The organism is Qipengyuania aquimaris, assembly GCF_009827445.1.
GTDB lineage: Bacteria > Pseudomonadota > Alphaproteobacteria > Sphingomonadales > Sphingomonadaceae > Qipengyuania > Qipengyuania aquimaris.
Map to the genome: position 1 here is coordinate 1,762,882 of NZ_WTYI01000001.1, position 21,542 is coordinate 1,784,423.

A 21,542-nucleotide genomic window follows, 5' to 3' on the forward strand; every position below is an offset into this window, starting at 1 on the left:
CGGGTGTGAATTTGCTTTGTTGGAAGCGCAGCCCCGCTAGGCCGTGCATGTTTCCGCAAAGCGGTGGTTTTATGACAGAGTCAAGACAGCCACCCACACCCCTGATTCACCATGGCAACACTTTGGCCGAAAAGCCCAAAAAACAGCCATTTAGCGGCGTTGCAAAATTGCATCACCGGGGAATTTTTGTGTGTGTGGGTACAAAACCACAGATTCCGGGACTGAAATTGTTGCAGCGCAGCAATCAGGCCAGATTGATCTCGCGCAGGCGCTGCATGAGGAAATCATGGCTCGAAATAGGCGCTGGGTGCGCGTCCGGATTGTCCGGATCGATGCAGCTTTCCAGCGTCTCGATCGTGTAGTCTGGACGGAAATGCAGGAAGAAAGGCATCGAATAGCGTGCCCGGTACGCCGCTTCGCCGCGCGGATTGACCACACGGTGCGTCGTCGAGCGCAGCTTGCCGTTGGTCAGCCGGTCGAGCATGTCGCCGACATTGATGACCAGCGCGCCTTCGGGCACGTCGACGGCCTTCCATTCGTCCTGCTTGGTCAGCAATTCGAGACCGGCCTCTTCTGCCCCGAGGAGGAGCGTGATGGTGTTGATGTCACCATGGGCAGCGGCGCGGATGGCGCCTTCCGCCTCTTTGCCTTCGAGCGGCGGATAGCGCAGCAGGCGCATTACCGAGTTGCCGTCTTCCACGGTCGCAGCAAAGAAATCCTGCGGCAGGCCGAGATGCAGCGCAATCGCTTCGAGGACGCGGCCGCCCGCCTCCTCGAATGCGGAGTAGAGTTCACTGAAAGTCTGGCGGAAACCGTCCACCTCACTCGGCCAGACATTGTCTGCCATGAACTGCGAAAGCGCATGCCCTTCGGGCAGTTCGCGCCCGACGTGCCAGAATTCCTTCAGGTCGTGGACATTGGCGTCCTTGGCCTTTTCCGTGCCGAACGGTGTATAGCCACGCGCACCACCGCCACCCGGGATGTGATAGGCCTTCTTTACGTCATCGGGCAGGGCAAAGAACTGCTTCGAGAGCTCTTCGGCCCGGTCGATAAGGTCCTGCGGGATGCCGTGATCGCGGACGACGGCGAAGCCGTATTCCTGGAAGCTGCGGCCGAGTTCGTCGGCAATGGATGCGAGCGGCTGTGCCAGCGACACAACCGCAATGTCGGTGTTCGAGTCGGTCATAATGAATGCGGCCCTTAATACGGCAGGAAGAGTCCCGCCAGTGCTGCGCTCATCAGATTGGCGAGGCTACCGGCGGCAAGCGCACGGATACCAAGCTTTGCGATGACCGGTCTTTGATTTGGCGCAAGGCCGCCCGTCACTGCCATCTGGATCGCGATGGAGCTGAAATTGGCGAAGCCGCACAGCGCAAAGGTCACGATGGCGCGGCTGCGGTCGGTCAGGGTTGCGGCATCCATGCTGCCCAATTCGATGAAGGCGACGAATTCGTTGAGCACGATCTTCGTACCGAACAGCCCGCCGGCAGCACCTGCCTGGTCCCACGGAATACCGATGAGGTACATGACCGGAGCGAAAACGAAGCCCAGCAATTGCTGGAAGCTGATGTCGGGATAGCCGAACCAGCCGCCGATCCCGCCGAGGATGCCATTGGCCAGCGCAACCAGCGCCACGAAGACCATGACCATCGCACCGACGGCCACCGCCAGCTTCACACCCGTCTGGGTGCCCTGCGCGGCAGCTTCGATGACGTTGGCCGGCTTGTGGCCTTCCTCGAAGGTTTCGGCCACTTCGACTTCGTGCGGGCGGCCGCTTTCGGTAAGTGCCGCCGGGCCTTCGGCACTGATGCGTGCATCGGGCAGTTTCACTTCGGCCAGTTCCGCCGCGTCTTTTGCGAGATCGCTTTCGTCGTCGGGCATGATGATCTTGGCCATCAGGATGCCGCCCGGCGCGGACATGAATGCCGCGGCAAGCAGAAACGGCACCGCGTCGGCTCCGATAAAGCTGGCATAGGCCGCCAGGATCGTGCCTGCGACGCCAGCCATGCCAACGCTCATCAGCGTGAACAGGCGGCTGGGCGTCAGCGAGGCGAGATAGGGGCGCACGACAAGCGGGCTTTCCGACTGGCCGACAAAGATATTGGCCGCGCTGCCAAGTGCTTCGACCTTGCTGATGCCGGTAATCCAGCCGATCGCGCCCCCGACCCAGCGGACCAGTCGCTGCATGATGCCCCAGTGATAGAGGATCGACACCAGCGCGGCGAAGAAGATGATGACCGGCAGAGCGGCAATCACGAAGGTATTGGTGAAGGGGTTTGCATCCATCGGGCCGAAGATCGCAGTGATACCGGCCTTCGAATAATCGAGCAGCGCGATCACGCCGTTGGACATCGCCTGAATCGCCTCGACACCCCAGGGCGTGCGCAGGACCAGAAGCGCCATCAGCGCCTGGAGCGCGAAGGCGGCCCCGACGACGCGCAGCTTGATGCGCCGCTTGCCGGTCGAAAGCAGGAAGGCGATGAAAAGTATCGCGAGGATACCGATAGCATTGATAAGGAAAGGCGGCATTGCGGACCCCTTCGCGATGCGACTAGTTGCGGATGAAATTGGCCGCTACCTTGCGCGGCGGCTCCGCTTAGTCAATTTTCGCGCGCTCCGCCAGCTTCGGCTGTCACCAGTTTGAAAAGATCGGCCCACATCCAGACATGACCGACCACCCGGCTAATGAAACCCGCCTTGTCGCAGCATCCATGCCGCTGGGCCTTTTCGTATTCCTCGTGCTGTATGGCGGCCTGACCGTTATCGCGGGCGTCCTTGCTTTCAAGCAGGTGCAGCTGTGGCCGACCGAGCTGGCTGTCGAATCGGGTATCTTCGCGTTCCTGGGGCTGGTCGTGATCTCGAGCACGATCGCCCAGCTCTACGGAGAGAAACTGGCGCGGAGGCTGGTGTGGTGGGGCTTCCTCCCGCTGGCTGTGTCGGCCGCGCTGATCTTCCTGGTCCTGTCGCTTCCGGCATCGCCTGAAATGCTCGAATATCGCAGCGCCGATCTCGACGCGTTCAACACTGTGCTGGCGCAAACGCCGCGGATCATGGCTGCGGGCCCTGCAGCCTATATCGTCTCGCTCCTCCTCAATGTGTGGATCTTCTCGCGCCTGCGCGGAAGCGGGGAAGCGAACACGCTGGGCCTGATGGCGCGCGGTGCAATCGCATCGGCGCTGAGCCAGGCCATCGATTCGGTCATCTTCGTGACCCTGGCCTTCTATGGCCAGTTCGACATCACACCGCTGCTGATCGGTCAGGTGCTGGCCAAGGTCGCGCTCAGCATTGTCCTCGTGCCGTTCCTCATTACAGGCGGCGTGGCGCTGGCGAAATACCTCGACAAGAAGACGCTTTAGGCTTCCTCTACATCCTGGGTGAGGCGTTCATCGAGCGCATCGCCATGCAGGACCGACACATCGCCGGTCGCCTCCAGCACGACTGCGCGAACCTCGTCGAAATGCATGACATTGGCCTCGCGCAGTTTCGCGATCAGGTCGCTGTGCGCCACGCGCGTCTTGGCAAGCGCCTCTTCGTCGATCACTCCATCGCGCATCAGGTAGACGGGGCAATTCTGGATGGCGGCCTCGATGCTTTCCGACTGTCGTCGCAGGAGAGCTGCTGCGATTTGCACGATAAACAGCATCGCCACCCCGACGAGGATCTGCACGTAGGCGCCCCACTCCGTGACCTGGCTCGCACTAGCTAGCAGCGAACCGAGTGCGACCGTCATCACGAAGTCGAAATTCGTCATCTTGGACAGCGACCGCAATCCGACGATGCGGATAAGAAGGACTATCCAGACCAGGGCAAGCGCAGTGAGGATGGAACCGCGCGCGGCAATGTCGAGCCATTTGTCATCGAAGAACATGGTCTCTCAACGGTCATGCGACAGATTCGCTCCTAGGCCGAACAGCTGGCGCCGCCGAGCACGCAAAAGCGCGCGCAATGGGGATGGTTGAGAGGGACCTCCTGCGTCGCCTCTTCAATGGAGGTGCCGAGCAGGAATTCAGGATCGTAAGGGATCAGGGTGCAAGCTGCGACTTCCGGGGCATCCTTGCCCTTGCGATGGACCACCATGCGGCTGCTAGCGCACATGATATCGGACGGCGACTTGCCAAGTATGTCCCAGCATGCCGTCGTGATCTCGGCGATGTCCTTGTCCTCATCCATTTCAGGAAAGAGGACGAGCCGCGCAGGGTCGAGCGCGTCGATGGCGATACCTTTGGCCTCGAACAATTGTGCATAGGCTGCTCGCGCGGCCTGTTCGCCTTCAAGGGGCAGCAGACGCCCTGCGACAGCGATCGAAAATCCTTTTGCCGATAGCCATTCCAGCCCGGCCATCGCTGGCGCCCAGCTGTTTGCACCGCGCTCGCCCTCGTGAACGGCCTCCGTATGGTGGTCGAGGCTAATCCGTAGCGTCAGCTTACCGCGATAGGTATCGAGCAGGTCAAGCAGTAGGCCTTCGTGCCGCCGCATCGGCCGCATGGCATTGGTGAGGATCAGGACCTCGAACCCCCGCGCGAGGCTGTCTTGCAGCATCGCCGGGAAGTCGGGGTTCATGAAGGGTTCGCCCCCGGTAAACCCGATCTCGCGCGTCCCCATTGCCTCCGCCTCGTCCAGAAAGCGGGAGGCGTCATTGGCGCCGAGGTATATCAGCGCGTCGTTGGTGGGGCTGCTCTCAATGTAGCAGGTCGCGCAGGCGAGATTGCACAGCGTCCCGGTATTGAGCCACAGCGTGTCCAGACGCGACAGGGGCACGCTTGCGCGTGGCTCGCCCTTGGCAGTCCGTTGCGGGTCGGAAAACTTCTCCGCAGGCAGCCGCTCACCCTCGACGGCGAACGGAGACGGCCCCAAGGGGGCATTGCGCGACTTCGCTTGCCTGCTCATCCCAATCGGCGGCGCATGCTTGCAAGGAAACCGGCCCATTTTTTCGGGATCGGGCCGAAGACCGTGGGCTCCCACGCCTGAAACGCGGTCGCCTTCGTGATCTCGCTACGGGTGGGATAGGCAATGATCGCGGAACCGAGCGCGAAGGTGCTGCTCTTGCCGGTGATCGTCTGGCTGAACGGCAGGAGCAATTCGCCCACGTTCTTGCCCACGAGGCTGGCGCCGACCACCTTCTTGCCCTTGAACATGACCTTCACCTGGCCCTTGTCATTGCCTTCTGTGAGGGCGCGCTCGTTGTCGTGAAAGCTCTCGGTCACCACACGGATGGCATCGCCATGCTTCTCGCGTGCCTCTGACTCCGTGAGACCGATCTGGGCCACTTCGGGCTCGGTATAGGTGCACCAGGGAAGCGCGGTGTAATCGACCTTGGTCGGCACGCCGAGCGTGATTTCGAGCGCCACGTTGGAGCCCTCATAGCCAGATACGTGCGTAAGCCGGGGACCGTCGCGGCAATCGCCGATCGCATAGATGCCTTTTACCGACGCGCGGCGGCGTTCGTCGGTGGCGATGCCGCCCTTGCCCATTTCGACGCCGATATCTTCAAGACCGAAGCCTTCGCAATTTGCCTTGCGACCAGTCGCAATAAGCAGGTGCGAGCCTTCGATGACCTCGCCGCCGACAGTTAGCGCGATGGAGCCGGCGGAGCCGGTAACTGCCGATGCGAGACCTTTAACGAACCTGACGCCCTCGCCTTCCATGGTCTTCCGAACCACAGCGACACTATCCCGATCATCGCGCGCCATCAGCTCACCCGGCTCGACCACGGTCACTTCGCTGCCCAGTCGCCGGAATGCCTGCGCCATCTCCATGCCGATGACCCCGCCTCCCACGATGACCAGACGGTCGGGCAGGCCCTCAATGTCGAAGATGTTCTCATTGGTAAGATAAGGAACCTCGTCCACGCCCTTGATAGGCGGGATTGCAGGCTTCGATCCGGTCGCGATGACAATCCGGGGAGCGCTGAGCGTCCGCCCGGCGACTTCGACGGTTTGCGGCCCGGTGACGCGCGCCCAATCGCGAATGACTTCGCAGCCCATTTCCTCGAACCGTTCTTCGCTGTCGTGCGGCTCGATCGCGGCGATGGCATCGCGGATATGTCGCTGGACCCCGCGCCAATCGACCTTAGGCGCGGCGAGCGTAACGCCGTAGCGTTCGCTTTCGCGAGCCTCGGCAGCACGCTTTGCGGCAGTGATCAGGGCCTTGGAGGGGACGCAGCCGTCGTTGAGGCATTCGCCGCCCATCTTACGCGCTTCGATCAGGGCCACGTCCAGACCAAAGAGCGCACACCCCCCGGCAGCGGTCAGACCGGCAGCCCCGCCGCCGATCACGATAACGTCATGCGTGAATTTCATTGCTTGTCCCGTAACCGAATTTGCTCAAGATGCGAACTTTCTCGCATTGTCCTTTCCATTCGGCGGAAAATTCCCATCGGTTACATCTTGCGAAAGCGCGGCACATGAGAGTGCTGGTCACGGGCGCGGCCGGCCTTCTGGGCGGTGAAATCTGCGCGCGATTGGCGCGTGAGGGTCACGAGGTCACAGGACTGGTACATCGCAATCGCGACATTCGCGCAAACGATGGCTCGCCGGTCGAGATTGCGACTGTTGCTGGCGACGTCTCCCAACCCCAGTTCGGTTGGGAGGAGAGCAAGTTTGCCCGGTTGGCCACCAGCCACGACCTCCTGTTGCATTGCGCGGCAACGGTGCGCTTCGACCTCGACGAGGCGGACTATGCCGCCGTCAATGTGGACGGAACGAAGCACGCGCTGGCGCTTGCCCGGCGGGGCGAGATGGACTTCCTCCACGTCTCGACCGCCTATGTTTGCGGCAGGCGCGACGGGACAATCCTGGAAGACGATCTTCTCCCCGAAACCGGTTTCGCGAACGGTTACGAAGCGAGCAAGGCCGCCGGAGAGCGGCTCGTGCGCGCTTCCGACCTGCGCTGGGCGATCGCGCGCCCGTCCATCGTGGTTGGCGCGCACGAGAGCGGCGCAATCCGCCAATTCGACACTACCTACGCCGCATTCAAGCTGATCGCGGAAGGGAGGGTGAAACACATGCCCGCGCGCGCTGGCGCAACGCTCGACTTCGTGCCGATCAATCATGTCGCTGCTGGCATAGTAGCTCTTGCGCAAGTGATGGAGCAGGCCGCAGGCAAGACCTTCCATCTCGTTTCGGCCCAGCCTCTGCCGGTCACGGATTTCACCGGCGCGATTGGCGATTTCGCGCGATTTCACGAGCCCGAACTGGTCGAGCCCAGCGCATTCGACCCGGCCACTCTGCCTGCGTTGGAGAGGCGCTTGTTTAAGCGGGTAGCCGGGCTCTATGCCAGCTACTTTCAGCGCGACCCCCATTTCGACGATGCGAATGTGCGCGAGGTCCTGGGCATGCAATGCCCGCAAACCGGCCGCGCCTATATCCGCCGCCTCATCGAACACTGCATCGAAGTGGGCTTCCTGACCGGGGACTAGCGCACGTCGGGATAGTGTTTCGCCATGCGCGAACGCAGGCCGAATGCCCACAGCATTCCGACCTTGAAGTAGATCCAGTTCGCCTTGAGCGCGCCCCACTCGGCTATGCGCCTGTCCGAGGTGTAGACCTTTCGTGGCACCATGCGCACCTTGCCGAGGCGCGCGAACTTCACGCAGAGATCGGCCTCTTCCATCACCGCATCGCCGGGCGTGCAGCCCCCGATGGTAAGAAAGTCGGCGCGCCGGAAGAACATCGCGTGATCGCCGAACAGCAGGCGTACGCCCTGGAAAAAGCGATGCGGCCGAGTAAGCAGGGGCGCGTACCAGGTCTTGGCCCAATTATGCACGGTGGTGCCCCAGCGGGTTTTTTCCGGTCCGCGAATGACCGGTGTGAAACTGGCAAGGGCGATGCGGCGATCCGACAGTGTATTCTCGATAACCTCGACCATATCGCACGGGGGCAAGGTATCGGCGTGGACGACACATAGGTTTTCGGAAGTCGCCGCTTCGACGCCTGCGTTGATCTGCTTGGCGCGACCCCGATCGGCGAAAAGGATACGCCATCCCGCGTCTTTCGCGATCTGCACTGTCTCGTCGGCGCTTCCGCCATCGACAAGCAGGATTTCGGCCGGACGCGGGTCGAGCTCGGCGAAACGGGCGACCAGTGCCGGCAGGGCCTTGGCCTCGTCGAGCACCGGTACGAGAAGCGTGGTGCTCATTCGTATTCCGGCCACGCAGCCAGGTCTTCGGCGGTATCGATATCGGCCAGTTCGGGAAGGATTGCCGGTCCGATACCGCGCGCCGCCAGCCGCACGAGCGTTTCCGGCAGGACCTTGGGGGTGGACCATTCCATATTGTCGAAGAGGAACGGCATCCGCTCGCGAAAACCGATGAGATAGTAGCCACCGTCGTTTGCCGGACCCAGGACAACGCTGCGATCTTCGAGCGCTCCGGCCGCCGCCTGCAGCAAAGGCACGCTGATGCCGGGGCAATCGCTACCGATAAGCAGCGCAGGCCCTTCGACAGCCGCCATTTTATCGCCCAGGTCGCCTTCTCCCTGGTCGACCACTGCGGTGTCGGCTCCGAAAAGATCGTGGAAGGCCGCGATCTCGCCGCCGGTGACCCGCAGTTCTAAATCCAGGCCGCTGTCCTTTGCAACCTGCACCGTGTGAGCAAGCAAACGCGCATAGATCCGCGCAGCCCCCTCAGCCCCCAATCCAGGGATGAGCCGCGTTTTCACCTCTCCCGGCACAGGAAGGCGGGCGAAAATGGAAAGCTTGGGAGAGAACATCTTCATTGCCGTAACGAATGCTTGCAATCGAAGGCAAGTAAACGATGACTTGGAGATGATGCGCTGCTAGTCGCCGCGCAATCATGTCGATGATCCATCCCATCATTCTCAGCGGCGGGAGCGGGACGCGCTTGTGGCCGCGCAGCCGCCGCAGCCACCCGAAGCCCTTCCTCCCCTTGCTCGGCGATCGCACGCTGTTCCAGCAGGCGCTGGATCGTGTCTCGGATACTGCCTCTTTCGCGCAGCCCATGATCGTTGCGGGCGAAGCGCATACGCGTTTCATTACCGAGCAGGCAGGACAGCACCGGCTTATCGTCGAACCGGCCGCGAAGAATACCGCACCGGCCATCGCGCTCGCCGCCAGCCTGCTGCCGCGCGAGGCCATCATGCTCGTGTGCCCCAGCGACCATCACATCGCCGATGACGCGGCCTTCCTTGCCGGTGCCAAGAAAGCCGCATCGCTGGCCGCTGACAGCAATCTGGTCAGCTTCGGCATCGCGCCCGATCGACCTGCAACGGGTTACGGCTACATCAAGCTCGGCGACACACTGGGCGACGGTCACCGGATCGAACGGTTCGTGGAAAAACCCGACCTCGATCGCGCACGCGAATTCCTCGCATCGGGCGACTACGTCTGGAACGGCGGCATTTTCGCGTTTCAGGCGGGCGCATTCCTGGACGAGCTGGCAAAGCACCGGCCCGAGATGGCTAGGGCGGTCGCAGCCTCTGTGGAAGGTGGCATCTGGACGGACGAGCGCTTCGAACCCGACGCAGGCCATTTCGGGACCATCGCTGGCGAAAGCGTCGACTACGCCGTGATGGAGAACACGGCACAGGCAGCAGTCGTTGCAGCCGACATGGGCTGGTCCGACATCGGCGACTGGAATGCGCTCTTCGAAGCGCGCGCAGCCCAAGGTGGCGGCGAGAATGTCCTCTCCGGTCCTGCCGAGGTCAAATCGGCGAAGTCCGTGATGATCGATACCGACGGACCGCGCGTTTCGCTGGTCGGTTTCGACAATGCCATCGTGGTCGTCGACGGTGACGAGATACTCGTCCTCAATCGCAATCACGCGCAGGAGGTCGGCAAGCTGGATGGGGCTGCGAACCAATGAGTTCGGGCCATTTGCCGATCAAGACCGTCGAGAAAGTGTGGGGCATGGACAGCCTCCCCGCGCCTTTTGCCTTGGACGACCAATCCACGCGCATCGGCGAAATCTGGTTCGAGCCCGCGACATCGATGGACGGTCTCCTCGTGAAATACCTTTTCACCAGCGAGAAGCTGTCGGTGCAGGTGCATCCGCCTGCCGAAGCCAGCCCGACCGGACGGGGCAAGGAAGAATGCTGGCTTATTCTCGATGCAGAGCCCGGAGCGAAACTGGCCATGGGCTTCGTACGCGAAGTGTCCGGAGACGAGATGCGTGCTGCGGCACTCGATGGCACGATCGAGGACCTGCTCCATTGGCGCGAGGTCAGCAGCGGCGATTTCTTCTACATCCCTGCAGGCACGGTGCACGCAATCGGTGCGGGACTGACCTTACTGGAAGTGCAGGAGAACACCGACATTACCTATCGCCTCTACGATTACGGGCGTCCGCGCGAGCTGCATCTCTCCGAGGGACTGGAAGTCGCCAAGGGCCTACCCTACTCCAACGATCTGGCTCGGACGGTCCCCGCGGATCGCGAGCTGATGCTCGTCGATGGTCCCCGCTTCACCCTCGCGCAGGTCATGGGGCAGCCTTCGCAGGATATCGCGTCCCGCTTTACCGGCACCGTTCAGGTCATGCCGCTGTCCGGGGCGGTCGCAATCGACGAAAGCCTGGTCGAACCCGGCCAAAGCGGGCTTGCCGACTCGCTCGACGATGTCACATTCGATGACGGCGCACGGGTCATTATCGCAAGCGCTGCCTGAACCGGAGCACCGCTGACCCTCGCGGAAGTGTGCTCCTTCCGGCCTCTCCTGCAAACTTTTTTCGCAGTCACCGGACACGCCCCGCTTCCCGATAGTTGGGAAGGCAAAGGAGGCGATTGTGTCCGATACTATTTCCGTCAACGGCGAACAGCATAGCCTGCCGTCAGACCCTCGAACATCGCTGCTCGATTTCCTCCGCCACGATCTCGGCCTGACGGGCACAAAGAAGGGATGCGACCACGGCCAGTGCGGCGCCTGCACGGTCATCGTCAACGGCATCCGGATCAACAGCTGCCTTACCCTGGCTGCGATGCACGATGGCGACGAGATTACGACGATCGAAGGACTGGGCACGCCCGAAAATCCATCGGCGCTCCAGAAAGCTTTCCTCGAACACGACGGGTTCCAGTGCGGCTATTGCACGCCCGGGCAGATTTGTTCGGCAACGGCCATGCTTCAGGAAATCGCTAACAACTGGCCGAGCGATGCGAGCGAAAGCCTCGAGGGTGAAATGGCAGCTACCGGCGAGGAAATCCGCGAGCGGATGAGCGGCAATCTGTGCCGCTGCGGGGCCTATGCGAACATCGTGGCGGCCATAAGCGAAGTGGCGGAGGAGAGCGCATGAGACCGTTTTCCTACACCCGGGCGAGAACGCTGGACGACGCCGCGCAGCTTACACATGACGACACCGCCCTCGCCATAGCAGGCGGGACCAACCTGCTCGACCTCATGAAATTGCAGGTCGAAACGCCAGAAACGCTCGCCGACATCAACCGCATCGGCTTTGGCGGGATCGAGGACACTGACGACGGCGGCCTGTCGATCGGCGCCCTGGCATCCAATACGGAAACCGCCGTTCACCCGCGGGTCCGCTCCGACTACCCGGTTCTGGCACGCGCGATCCTGGCTGGCGCAACCCAGCAATTGCGCAACAAGGCCACCACCGGCGGCAATTTGTGCCAGCGCACACGCTGCTTCTACTTCACGAACATCGACCAGCCCTGCAACAAGCGCGAACCGGGAAGCGGCTGCGGCGCGATCGACGGTATTGCAAAGCTGCACGCGGTGCTCGGGACGAGCGATCAATGCATCGCAACCTATCCCGGGGACATGGCGGTCGCCCTCAGCGCGCTCGATGCGCAGGTCGAGATTGCCAAGCCGGGCGGCGATACACGCACGGTGCCGGTTCGCGATTTCCATTGCCTTCCCGGCGACACGCCGTGGCGCGAAAACGTGCTGGAAGAGGGAGAGCTCATCACGGCGGTGGCTCTGCCCGCACCTGTCGGCGGCACCCAGATCTATCGCAAGGTTCGCGAACGGTCCTCCTATGCCTTTGCGCTCGTGTCGGTAGCTGCCGTAGTCGAGATCGAGCACGGCAAGTTCACCCGCGCCGATCTCGCTTTCGGCGGGTTGGCGCATAAGCCATGGCATGATCCCCGTATCGGCGAAGCCCTGATCGGCAAGGTCCCTTCCGAAGACTTGTTCGACAAGGCCGCCGATATCCTTCTCGAAGATGCGCGCGGCTTCGGCGAGAACGACTTCAAGATACCGCTGGCGCGGCGAACGCTGCACGCCGTCCTGCAGAATGCGACGGAGGCCGCGGCATGACCGTACATTTCAAGCAAGACAAGCCGGACGACAGCAACCGCCTCGACGGGATGAAGCAAGGCGTACTCGGGAAGTCGATTCCCCGCGTCGAAGGCATGGCCAAGGTGACCGGCACCGCCCCCTATTCTGCCGAATATCCGATGACCGACTGCGCCGAAGGCGTGCTCGTCACTTCGACGATCACACGGGGCAACGTCGTCTCGATCGACAAGGATTCGGTGCTTTCGATGCCGGGCGTGCTTGCCGTGATCGACGATCCCGCGATGACCACCCGCGCCGCACAGGGCACCGCCGACGAGGCGCCGCAACAGGAACCGGGCACAATCTGTTACTGGGGCCAGCCCATCGCACTGGTCGTGGCGGAGACCTTCGAACAGGCTCGCGATGCGGCGAAACATCTGCCTATCAAGTATCGCGAAGATCCCGGCGCCCCGCTCGATCCCCAAGCCGTCGAAGCGGAAGAGCAGGAGGATGAAACCGTCAGGCAGGGCGACCTCGATCACGCCATGGCGACTGCTGCCCACTCGGTGGACGTTACCTACACGACGAAGGGGCATGCCTCGGCGGCGATGGAACCGCACGCTTCCATCGCGCAATGGGACGGCGACAAGCTGACCGTCTACGCTTCGCTACAGATGCTGAATTACAATATCAGCGAGCTCGCCGATGCGCTGGGGATGGAAGAGAAGAACGTCCGTCTCGTTTCGCGCTTCGTCGGGGGCGGATTCGGGTCGAAACTTGGCGTCAGCGAAGACGTTGTCGCGGCTGCCATCGCATCCAAGGAGGTCGGACGACCGGTCCGGATCGTCATGTCCCGGCAACAGGTGTTCCAATGCGTAATGCGCAGGTCCGAGACGACACAGCGCCTGCGGCTGGCGGCCGATCAGAGCGGCAAGCTGATCGGCTTCGGCCATCACGCACTCGTCTCCAACTTGCCCGGAGAAACTTTTGCAGAGCCGGTCCTGCAATCCTCGCACTTCCTTTATGGCGGCGAGAACCGTGACCTGATGCTCGAAGTCGCGCGGATTCACCGCATGACCGCGGGATCGGTCAGGGCGCCGGGCGAGGCGGTCGGCATGCCCGCGCTCGAAGGGGCCATGGATGTGCTGGCCGAGAAAGCGGGTATCGACCCGGTCGAACTGCGCCTGAAGAACATTCCCGAAGAAGACCCGGAAGAGGGCCTGCCCTTCTCGTCACACAAGCTGGCCGAATGCCTCAGGCTGGGGGCCGAAGCGTTCGGTTGGGACAGCGGACCCCGAAGCCCGCGCCACACTTGCGAGGGCGAATGGTGGGTCGGCACCGGCATGGCGAGCGCCGCACGCGTCCACAATATCGCCGAGGCCAAGGCACGCGTCACGCTCAAAGCCGACGGCAGTGCGCTCGTCGAGACGGACATGACCGATATCGGCACGGGGACCTACACGATCCTCGCCCAGCTTGCCGGTGAAATGCTGGGCCTCGATCCGGCCCAAGTGCTGGTCGAATTGGGCGATACGAAGCATCCGCGCGGGCCCGGATCGGGCGGCAGCTGGGGTGCGGCTTCCATCGGATCGGCGGTTTACATCGCGTGCAAGGCGATCCGCGAAGAACTCGGCCAGCGCCTCGGTGTGGGTGAAACCGAACTCGAACTGAAAGACGGGGAAGCCGCCTCAGGAGAAAGCCTGGTCTCGTTGCTCGATGGCAACGACTTGTCCCGCGAAGGGCATTACGAGCCGGGCGACATCAAAGACGATTTCACCGCCTCGGGCTTTGGCGCATTCTTTGCGCAGGTCAGGGTGAACCGTTTCACGGGCGAAACCCGCGTCGACCGGATGCTGGGTGCGTTCGGATTCGGCCGCGTGCTAAACCACAAGACCGCCCGCTCTCAGTGCCTTGGCGGAATTACCTGGAGCATCGGTGTGGCCCTGACCGAAGCGCTGGAATTCGATCCGCACGAAGGGCACCTCGTGAACTGCGACCTCGCCGAATATCACGTGCCGGTCCATCGCGACGTACCCGATCTCGAAGTCGTACTCGTGGAAGAGCGCGATCCGGCGGCCAGCCCGATCCAGGCGAAAGGCATTGGCGAACTCGGCATGTGCGGCGGGGCCGCTGCGATTGCCAATGCGATCTACAACGCTTCTGGCGCGCGCATCTTCGATTATCCGATGACACCCGACCGCATTCTCGCGGCGATGCCGGACTGATGCTCGACCAGCTGGTCGCGATTGCCCCCCGCAGCGCCGATCATGCGGCGCTGGCCGCGGCGTGCGAAGCGGGCGTAGGCCTTTGCACCATCGTCGGGATCGAGGGGAGTTTTTCCCGCAGGATAGGCGCGCAGCTGGCGGTCCTGCCCGACGGTTCGACCATCGGCAGTCTGTCCGACGGATGCCTCGAAGCGCAGCTTGCCGCAGACATCCGCGAACTCTCGAAACCTGCGCTCATCCGCTACGGAGCCGGGTCAGACACAATCGACTTCCGCCTGCCGTGCGGCGGCGGCCTCGACATCCTTCTTGAACCGGCCCCCGGGCGCTCGGCTTGCCGCGAGGCCATGACGAGGCTCGGTCGCCGTGTTCCTGCGAGCATAGCTTTGCCTGAAAACGAGCTTCTTGCCGAGCGCCGCTACCTGCCTTCGCTACGCATTGCCGCCTTCGGTGAAGGGCCCGAGCTGGAATATCTCTCTGCCTTGGCAATGGCGCTCGGGATCGACGTCACGGCGTATGACAAGTCCGTTCTCAGTCTCGGGCAAGAGACAAAGGACTTCAGGCCCGATCGCTGGACAGCCTGCCTTTTCCTGTTCCACGATCACGAATGGGAATTTCCGCTCCTCGAACAGGTGCTGTCATCAGAGGCCTTCTACATCGGCGCGCAAGGGGGCGAAAAGGCCCGCATCACGCGAACTCTCGGCTTGGCGGGAAGAGGTCTGACGGAAGAAGCGATTGCTCGCATTCGCAGCCCACTGGGGCTCATCCCGTCCTGCAAGACGCCGCGGGCTCTCGCTCTTTCCGCGCTCGCGGAAGTCGTTTCAGAGTACGAAAGACTACATGACACCGCTTGATCCCGGCACCGCGCTGATCCTTTTGGCCGCCGGGCGCAGCGAGAGGTTTGGCGGCGACAAGCTTGCGGCCGACTACAGGGGCAGACAGCTGTGGACTTGGGCTGCAAGGGCTGCCGAAAAAGCAGGCTTTCAGCATCTTTACATCGTGATGGCGCCGCATAGTTCGATCGCACCGGACGCCCGGTGGAATCGGGTGCTAAATGCCGAGGCCGAGCGAGGCATGGGCACCTCGATCGCGGCCGGGCTTGCGGCTGCACAGGCGCATGACCGCGTGGTGATTGCCCTTGCGGATATGCCCAGGGTTACAGCGTCGCACCTGCGCATGCTCGCTCAAGCGAGCGGACCGCTTTTCACCCGACAGTCCGACGGCAAGGCTGGATGCCCCGCTGCCTTCGACAGCGCCTCCTTCGCAGAACTTCGCGAACTCGACGGCGACCGCGGAGCGCGCATCCTGGCGGGGCCCGACGTCAATTTGGTGGAGCCGGCGGCCGCCGATATGCTCGTCGATATCGATCGCAGAAGCGAACTGGATGCCGAAAACGCGCGCTGACAACAATCAGGCGCTAGTGGCTCCAGCCTCCGCCGCAGGCCGATGCGGTAACTGCTTCTCCAGGCATTTGGCGGCGCGCCAGTAGCAGAAGATGGCCACGGGAGTTGCGCAAGCGATGACGAACAGCGCCTGGCGCAGCGATTCCTGACCGTATTCGGGCGCGAAATAGTCCGAGAGGACGCCCACCATGGTCGGTCCCAGGCCAAGCCCGATGAGGTTGATGACGAGAAGCGTGATTGCAGCCCAGACAGCGCGCATGCGCAGCGGTGCGAGCGTCTGGATCAGCGCGAAGGTCGGGCCGAGATAACAGGACTGGAACAGGACCGCGATGAAGTAGACGCCGACCGCAAGCGGGGCGCTGTCGGCAACGTAGAACCAGATTAGGAACGGCAGGGCGATGGTCTTGAGTGCAGCGACCATCAGCGGCTGTGCCTTCAGCCCGTATTTCTCCGACAGGCGATTGGCGAGCCAGCCGCTGCCCAGCCCGCTCGCAACCCCGGCGATCGCGAGCAAGGGCGCAACGATATTGCCGACCTGAAGGGTATTGAGACCGAATGACCGGATCAGGTAGGCCGGGGTCCAGCCGGTCAGCGCATAGCCGATCATCGAGGTTATCGTGACGCCTGCGACCAGCCAGACGGCCGCTGCATTGCCGAAGATCGACCGGAAGCCTGCTCCGATTGAGGGGGTTTGCGTCTCCTCGACAGCACCCGGCTCGGCGCGGCGCATCGGCTCGGTCGCGAACAGCTTGACGATGACGGCAAGGATAACGCCGGGCAAGCCGATAGCTATGAAGGCGACACGCCAGTCAAAGAAATACGTCAGATTGCCGCCAAAGATCTGGCCGGCAGCGGCTCCCAAGGTCACACCAAGGGAATAGATCGACAGGGCGAGTGCGCGCTTTTCCGCCGGATATAGGTCCGCGATAATCGAATGGCTGGGCGGGGAAGAGCCCGCCTCGCCGATCCCCACGCCGATGCGCGCAAGCAGCAGGTGCACGAAGTTCTGCGCCAGTCCGCAGGCGGCGGTCATGCCGCTCCACAAGGCCAGCGCGATGGAGATGATGTTGACCCGGTTCATCCGGTCCGCAAGCGCTGCGACCGGGATGCCGAGGGTGGCATAGAACAAGGCGAAAGCCAGGCCGGACAGCAGGCCCAGCTGGGTGTCGTTCAGCAGCAAATCCGCCTTGATATCCTCCAGCAGGATGGCGAGGATCTGCCGGTCCATGTAGCTGAAGAAATAGGTGACGGTCAGGAGGAATAGCGTCACCCGCCGCGCATGCGGGCTCACCGTGTCCGCGCCTTGGGCGGGAGCTTGTGCTGTAGTCATCAAATGTCCTGAAAATAATCAGGGCGGGACGGACCTTGGCCCGCCCCGCCCGTGAAGCACGGCTCAGAAGCGGGTACGGAGCCCGATCCTGTAGTTGCGACCGATCGCGTTACCGATGAACGGATTGTAGCCGAGCGGCAGCTGCGCTTCAGCAGGCTCCGCATCGGTGAAGTTCTCGATAGCACCTTGCAGTTCGACCTCGGCACCCGCCAGATCGAGCTGGAGGGTCACCGCAATATCATGCTGCGTATAAGAGCCGCTTTCGATGCCGAAATCGGTCGGCCCCTGCGAAGTCTGGAAGCAGGGATCGCGGTTGATGCAACGGTCGTCGAACACCCCGTCGATATGGGTCACGGAGTAGCGAACGTTGAGCATGTCCCAATTGAGGTTCGCATATCCGTTGGCGCGCCATTCGGGCACGGTGTTCGGGTCGCGGAAGTAATTTCCGAAGCCGACCGCGTCATAGGACTCCTGCACCACGATGCCCTGGACTTCGAAGTCGTCGAATTCGTAGCCAAGGTTGTAGACCGCGTTGCCCCCGAAGGAGAACATCGCTTCGCCGAACGGCACATCGACATTCAGGGCGAAATCGAGACCAGAGATATCGACGTCCGGACCGTTCACGAAGTCCGTCCGTACACGGCTGATGTCGAGACCGGTGGTCGTGCCCTGGATACATTCATTGTTACTGAAGGTGATCAGGCCGGCGAGCGGGCTGGAGCAGTCGACCGGATCGTTGCCGGTGGTCTGGCCATTGGCCACCAGGCTGGCGATGGCGTCACCCGGCGTGGTTGTGATGCGGTCCTTCAGGTTGATCGCCCAATAGTCGGCGCTGAAGGTCAGGCTTGCCTCACCGAGCGGTACGTTGAAAATCACGCCCGCATTGTAGGTCAGTGCCGTTTCTGGGCCCAGGTCCGTCGGATTTCCGAACACGTCAAGCGACTTGTAGTTGCCGCCCGCTGCGGTGAAGCCTTGGAGCTGGGTAACCGAGTTCGGAGCAACGTTGATCGCCAGCGGTCCACGGAATGTCGTACCGATTGAACCACGCAGGGTCAGCCAGTCGGTCGCCTCGAAACGGATCGAACCCTTGGGATTGATCGTCGAACCGATGGGGCTGCCGTAATCCTCGAAGCGGATTGCGCCTGTCAGCTCGAGGCGATCCGTGACCGGAGCGTTGACCTCCGCGAAGAGCGCGTAGACATCCTGCGAAAGCCTCGCCGGACGGAAGCCGCCGAGGAAGATGAAGGGACCAACCCCTTCGGTCGTCGTCCCCACGCAGCTCTGGTCGCCTTCGATGAAGCAGGGATTGATGTCGAGATTGGACTCGTCGTTGATCGGGTCGGTGCGGTAGTCGTTCTTGCGATATTGAGCGCCCACTGCGAAGGCCAGCGGTCCGCCGCCCAGCTCGACACCGGTTGGGCCGGAAAGGACGGCATCGAACACGACCTGCACTTCCTCTTCGACCGTGCCGTTGCGCACTTGCAACCAACGGACCAGATCTTCGGAGTTTTCAGCGCCGGGTACATAGAACGGGTTGCTGATGTCCAGCGCCGGATTGCTGGGACCGGCATTCACAAATGGATTGAAGTATTCGCAGCCATTCGAGCCTGGTGTGGTACCCGTGCAGTCCGCCCCGCCGAAGCCATTTAGGGCGGCTTGGAGGCGCGAACCGATAATTCCGGGCGCGAATGCCTCGCGTTTGGATTCCCAGAACGTCCCGTCGATCTCGAAGACCAAGTCGTTGCCGAGCTCGAAATCGAAGCCCCCGGTGATGCGCCACGCTTCGTTCTTTGCGCCGCCAGTGCCTGCGCCGCGATCGGGATCGAGCGGGTTACCCAGGTACCCGAACGGGCGGAACAGCACGTTCGTCACTCTCACGATCGGATTGGTCGGAGAGGATTGTGGGAGACCGACCTGATCGAGAAATGCCGAAACTCCGGGGTTGGACGGCGAGGTGGTGAACGCCGACTGGAACCCCGAGCCGTTCGGGCCCTGAGTAGGAGGAAAGGCTGGCGAATAATTGAGCGATTCAAGATCGCTTTTCGCCCACAGAGCATCGGTCTGGAAAGTGACCGTGTCGCTCAGCGGTGCCGTGAACTGGGCAAAGACCTGATAGCGATCTTCGTCCTCGACAAGGTTGTCATACGGGACATAGGTGAAGCGGCAGAGAGCGCCGTCCTGGAACCCGCCAAGATCGTTACATCCCCGGTCAGGCCGCACTTGCGTATCGACATCACCCGTAGCGGTGTCGAAATAGGATACCGCAACCAGGCCGGGTGTCGAAAGCGCGGAGTAAGCCGACGGGTTAGTGGCGTAGCCGACGTTGATGTAATCGCGTGCGGTGGTGGCAAGTTCCGAGCGATGCTGCCAGCCGGCGCCAACGACGAGATTGGCGTCGCCGAGCTCGAAGCCGGCGAGGGCGCTCATGCTGTAATTGCCGTCCGAGCCATCTACGAAATTGTAGTCGCCCTGTAGCTCGACGCCTGTGAACCTGCTGCGCGTGATGAAGTTGGCCACCCCGGCGATGGCGTCAGAACCATAGGTCGAACCGGCACCGTCCTTCAGGATTTCCACGCGTTCGAGCGCGAAGAGAGGAATAAGCTGCGTATCAACGAAGCCTGCACCCGGCGTCAGGATAGTACGCTTGCCATTCATGAGCACCAGCGTGCGCGTCGCACCAAGTCCGCGAAGGTTGATCGAACCGACGCCCTGGAAGCCCTGCGCATCGGTGCTGAATTGGTTGGAGTCGCCGAGAACGGCGCCTACCGACGGGAGATCCTTGATGAACTCGAGCGGGCTGTCGACGCCCTGCTTGCGGAGATCGTCGGCAGTGAAAACATCGACCGGCAGCGCTGCATCTTCGGGAGTGCCGCGGATAAGGGAGCCCGTGACGACGATCGTATTCGTTGCTGGCTCTTCAGCGCCTGCCTGCTCCGCTTCGGCCTGAGCGAAGGCGACGCCAGGACATGCAAGCAGCCCGACGCAAAGTGCGGTCCGGCCGATCGTCGCATTCAGTCGATTTCTCATATTCTCTCCCCGGGCAAAATTGACCACGCAAGGGAGAGCGAGGGATCGACAGGCGTCCTCTCGCCGATCGAACCGATTTCTGTTATTTGCCTCTCCCCGGCACCAGCATACTGCGGGTGGGAAAATCAAAAAACAAGCAGAATTTATCGCCTATAAGCTGGGTCGAAAGCAGGCGTTGCCAAACCACCACCGTACCTAAATTGCGAAACCCCTGAAGAGGTGCTCCATGACGAGGCCGATGTTTCGCTCGCTTGGCTCGCAGCGATACAAGCGCGCAAGGTCATAGGCAGCATTCGCGCTGACCGACACAAATTGGGCGGCAATGAAGGGATCTACGTCCGTCGCCTGTCCACGCCTGTGCGCCGCGACCAGCTCGGCCACGAACCACCTGTCCAACGGTGCGGCCCTGCCAATGATGGACATTCGAAGGTCGCGCGGCAGGCCCGGCAATGCCGAGGACCGGATGATCGGCATTTCCTGGCGCATCTGGATGGAAATGATCGAACCCAGGACAGTCGCAATCCGGTCGAGCGGGTCGCAAAACCGCTCACTGGCTTCGCGCTGCAGCTGACTGACCCGCTCGTAGCTTTCTTCAAAGCATTGCTGGACCAGCGCGATCTTCTCCGAATTGTGATGGTAGAAACTGCCCTTGGTCAGGCCGAGCCTTGCCGCGATCTCGTCGATCGAAGTGCCCCGATAACCCCGTTCACAGACGAGCTGGGTCGCCGTCCGCAGAAAACCATCGACCCTTCCGTTCTCCGATGCGAGGTCAGATCCCTCACCAGCCATCATATCCCATTCGAAGGTAGCGCCGTCCTGCGCGATCCCGCCACACAGCACACGCGCGAGATCGCTTGCCACCTTCGGAAATTCCCAATCGCTGAAGTGATCGATCCACGCGGGGATCCAGAACAGGTTCTCCAGCAATATCTGAGCCGGGAGAAAGCGCATCGCGTCGGGAATTTGGACATTATGCCTGGCAAACAGCTCGTTTGCCTGGACCATCACCTGCTCGAACCGCGCTCCCACACGTGAGCGCCGCTCCTTGCTGAGTGTCCGGACCTCCCCGAACTGCGGCTTCCGGCTCGAGTAGCCCTCGGTTTCCTGTGCCCTGTGGTCGATTTCTATCCGGCAAAGGGTTTCGACGGCTTCTTCGAGGGATCGGCTGTCGCGAACCCGGTCGAATCCCTCGCCGACTTCCTCCAGCCGTTCCAGGTATATCGCCTCGGCCAGTGCTTCGCGGTTCTTGAAGTAATACCTCAGGCTCGATGGCTTGAGCCCGACCGTTGCGGCAATCTGGTTGAGGTCGAGATCGGCGACCCCGCCAACAGCGAGCGCTTCTGCCCCAGCCTGCAAGATCCGCGATCGTTTCAT

19 protein-coding genes are annotated in these 21,542 nt (G+C 62.2%); 9 read left to right on the plus strand and 10 right to left on the minus strand.

Going from position 1 to position 21,542, the window contains the following annotated elements; genetic code table 11:
- Positions 1 to 244: 244 nt before the first annotated feature.
- Together GRI34_RS08585 and GRI34_RS08590 are read right to left on the minus strand one after the other, a co-directional pair.
- On the minus strand, positions 245 to 1,186 hold the full coding sequence (locus GRI34_RS08585) for an isopenicillin N synthase family dioxygenase (RefSeq protein WP_160595567.1): 942 nt from the start codon (positions 1,184 to 1,186) through the stop codon (positions 245 to 247).
- Positions 1,187 to 1,200: 14 nt separating this feature from the next.
- Positions 1,201 to 2,529 (minus strand): NupC/NupG family nucleoside CNT transporter, encoded by a 1,329-nt coding sequence (locus GRI34_RS08590; protein WP_160595568.1) that lies wholly within the window; start codon positions 2,527 to 2,529, stop codon positions 1,201 to 1,203.
- A gap of 137 nt (positions 2,530 to 2,666) precedes the next feature.
- On the opposite strand from GRI34_RS08590, the gene GRI34_RS08595 reads away from it, so the two are divergent.
- Positions 2,667 to 3,356: a queuosine precursor transporter gene (locus GRI34_RS08595; RefSeq protein ID WP_160595569.1), complete on the plus strand. Its 690-nt coding sequence runs from the start codon at positions 2,667 to 2,669 to the stop codon at positions 3,354 to 3,356.
- On the opposite strand, the gene GRI34_RS08600 is transcribed toward GRI34_RS08595, so the two are convergent.
- Genes GRI34_RS08600 through GRI34_RS08610 form a run of 3 tightly spaced genes read right to left on the minus strand, consistent with a single transcriptional unit; the run spans position 3,353 to position 6,299 of the window.
- Positions 3,353 to 3,868, minus strand: a complete 516-nt coding sequence (locus tag GRI34_RS08600) for a DUF421 domain-containing protein (protein WP_160595570.1) — start codon at positions 3,866 to 3,868, stop codon at positions 3,353 to 3,355. The two genes, GRI34_RS08595 and GRI34_RS08600, sit on opposite strands and share 4 nt — an antisense overlap.
- 32 nt (positions 3,869 to 3,900) lie before the next feature.
- Positions 3,901 to 4,887 (minus strand): radical SAM protein, encoded by a 987-nt coding sequence (locus GRI34_RS08605; protein ID WP_160595571.1) that lies wholly within the window; start codon positions 4,885 to 4,887, stop codon positions 3,901 to 3,903.
- Positions 4,884 to 6,299 (minus strand): dihydrolipoyl dehydrogenase family protein, encoded by a 1,416-nt coding sequence (locus tag GRI34_RS08610; protein WP_160595572.1) that lies wholly within the window; start codon positions 6,297 to 6,299, stop codon positions 4,884 to 4,886. The genes GRI34_RS08605 and GRI34_RS08610 overlap by 4 nt, the downstream gene beginning before the upstream one ends.
- Before the next feature lie 104 nt (positions 6,300 to 6,403).
- Between GRI34_RS08610 and GRI34_RS08615 the strand changes: the two genes are divergently transcribed.
- Positions 6,404 to 7,417, plus strand: coding sequence for an SDR family oxidoreductase (locus GRI34_RS08615; protein ID WP_160595573.1), 1,014 nt, complete (start codon positions 6,404 to 6,406; stop codon positions 7,415 to 7,417).
- On the opposite strand, the gene GRI34_RS08620 is transcribed toward GRI34_RS08615, so the two are convergent.
- Both GRI34_RS08620 and GRI34_RS08625 read right to left on the minus strand, forming a co-directional pair.
- Positions 7,414 to 8,136: a glycosyltransferase gene (locus GRI34_RS08620; protein WP_160595574.1), complete on the minus strand. Its 723-nt coding sequence runs from the start codon at positions 8,134 to 8,136 to the stop codon at positions 7,414 to 7,416. The genes GRI34_RS08615 and GRI34_RS08620 overlap by 4 nt on opposite strands.
- Complete coding sequence (locus GRI34_RS08625; protein ID WP_234028186.1) at positions 8,133 to 8,714, minus strand: TIGR04282 family arsenosugar biosynthesis glycosyltransferase; 582 nt, start codon at positions 8,712 to 8,714, stop codon at positions 8,133 to 8,135. The genes GRI34_RS08620 and GRI34_RS08625 overlap by 4 nt, the downstream gene beginning before the upstream one ends.
- A gap of 77 nt (positions 8,715 to 8,791) precedes the next feature.
- Between GRI34_RS08625 and GRI34_RS08630 the strand changes: the two genes are divergently transcribed.
- From GRI34_RS08630 to GRI34_RS08660, 7 genes are all read left to right on the plus strand, one after another.
- Entirely contained in the window at positions 8,792 to 9,820 is a 1,029-nt protein-coding gene (locus GRI34_RS08630) for a mannose-1-phosphate guanylyltransferase (protein WP_160595575.1), read from the plus strand.
- Entirely contained in the window at positions 9,817 to 10,617 is an 801-nt protein-coding gene (locus GRI34_RS08635; RefSeq protein ID WP_160595576.1) for a class I mannose-6-phosphate isomerase, read from the plus strand. Before GRI34_RS08630 ends, GRI34_RS08635 begins: the two co-directional genes overlap by 4 nt.
- 118 nt (positions 10,618 to 10,735) lie before the next feature.
- Positions 10,736 to 11,242, plus strand: coding sequence for a 2Fe-2S iron-sulfur cluster-binding protein (locus GRI34_RS08640; RefSeq protein WP_160595577.1), 507 nt, complete (start codon positions 10,736 to 10,738; stop codon positions 11,240 to 11,242).
- Complete coding sequence (locus GRI34_RS08645) at positions 11,239 to 12,225, plus strand: FAD binding domain-containing protein (RefSeq protein WP_160595578.1); 987 nt, start codon at positions 11,239 to 11,241, stop codon at positions 12,223 to 12,225. Before GRI34_RS08640 ends, GRI34_RS08645 begins: the two co-directional genes overlap by 4 nt.
- Entirely contained in the window at positions 12,222 to 14,411 is a 2,190-nt protein-coding gene (locus GRI34_RS08650) for a xanthine dehydrogenase family protein molybdopterin-binding subunit (protein WP_160595579.1), read from the plus strand. Before GRI34_RS08645 ends, GRI34_RS08650 begins: the two co-directional genes overlap by 4 nt.
- Positions 14,411 to 15,262, plus strand: a complete 852-nt coding sequence (locus tag GRI34_RS08655; RefSeq protein WP_160595580.1) for an XdhC family protein — start codon at positions 14,411 to 14,413, stop codon at positions 15,260 to 15,262. Before GRI34_RS08650 ends, GRI34_RS08655 begins: the two co-directional genes overlap by 1 nt.
- Entirely contained in the window at positions 15,249 to 15,812 is a 564-nt protein-coding gene (locus GRI34_RS08660) for a nucleotidyltransferase family protein (RefSeq protein WP_160595581.1), read from the plus strand. Before GRI34_RS08655 ends, GRI34_RS08660 begins: the two co-directional genes overlap by 14 nt.
- 6 nt (positions 15,813 to 15,818) lie before the next feature.
- On the opposite strand, the gene GRI34_RS08665 is transcribed toward GRI34_RS08660, so the two are convergent.
- The 3 genes from GRI34_RS08665 to GRI34_RS08675 all read right to left on the minus strand — a co-directional run bounded on the left by GRI34_RS08665 (position 15,819) and on the right by GRI34_RS08675 (position 21,542).
- Entirely contained in the window at positions 15,819 to 17,141 is a 1,323-nt protein-coding gene (locus tag GRI34_RS08665; protein ID WP_160595582.1) for a spinster family MFS transporter, read from the minus strand.
- Between the two features lie 63 nt (positions 17,142 to 17,204).
- A complete protein-coding gene (locus GRI34_RS08670) occupies positions 17,205 to 20,168 on the minus strand; it encodes a TonB-dependent receptor domain-containing protein (RefSeq protein WP_160595583.1) in 2,964 nt (987 codons plus the stop codon).
- Positions 20,169 to 20,363: 195 nt separating this feature from the next.
- Positions 20,364 to 21,542, minus strand: coding sequence for a TetR/AcrR family transcriptional regulator (locus tag GRI34_RS08675; protein ID WP_160595584.1), 1,179 nt, complete (start codon positions 21,540 to 21,542; stop codon positions 20,364 to 20,366).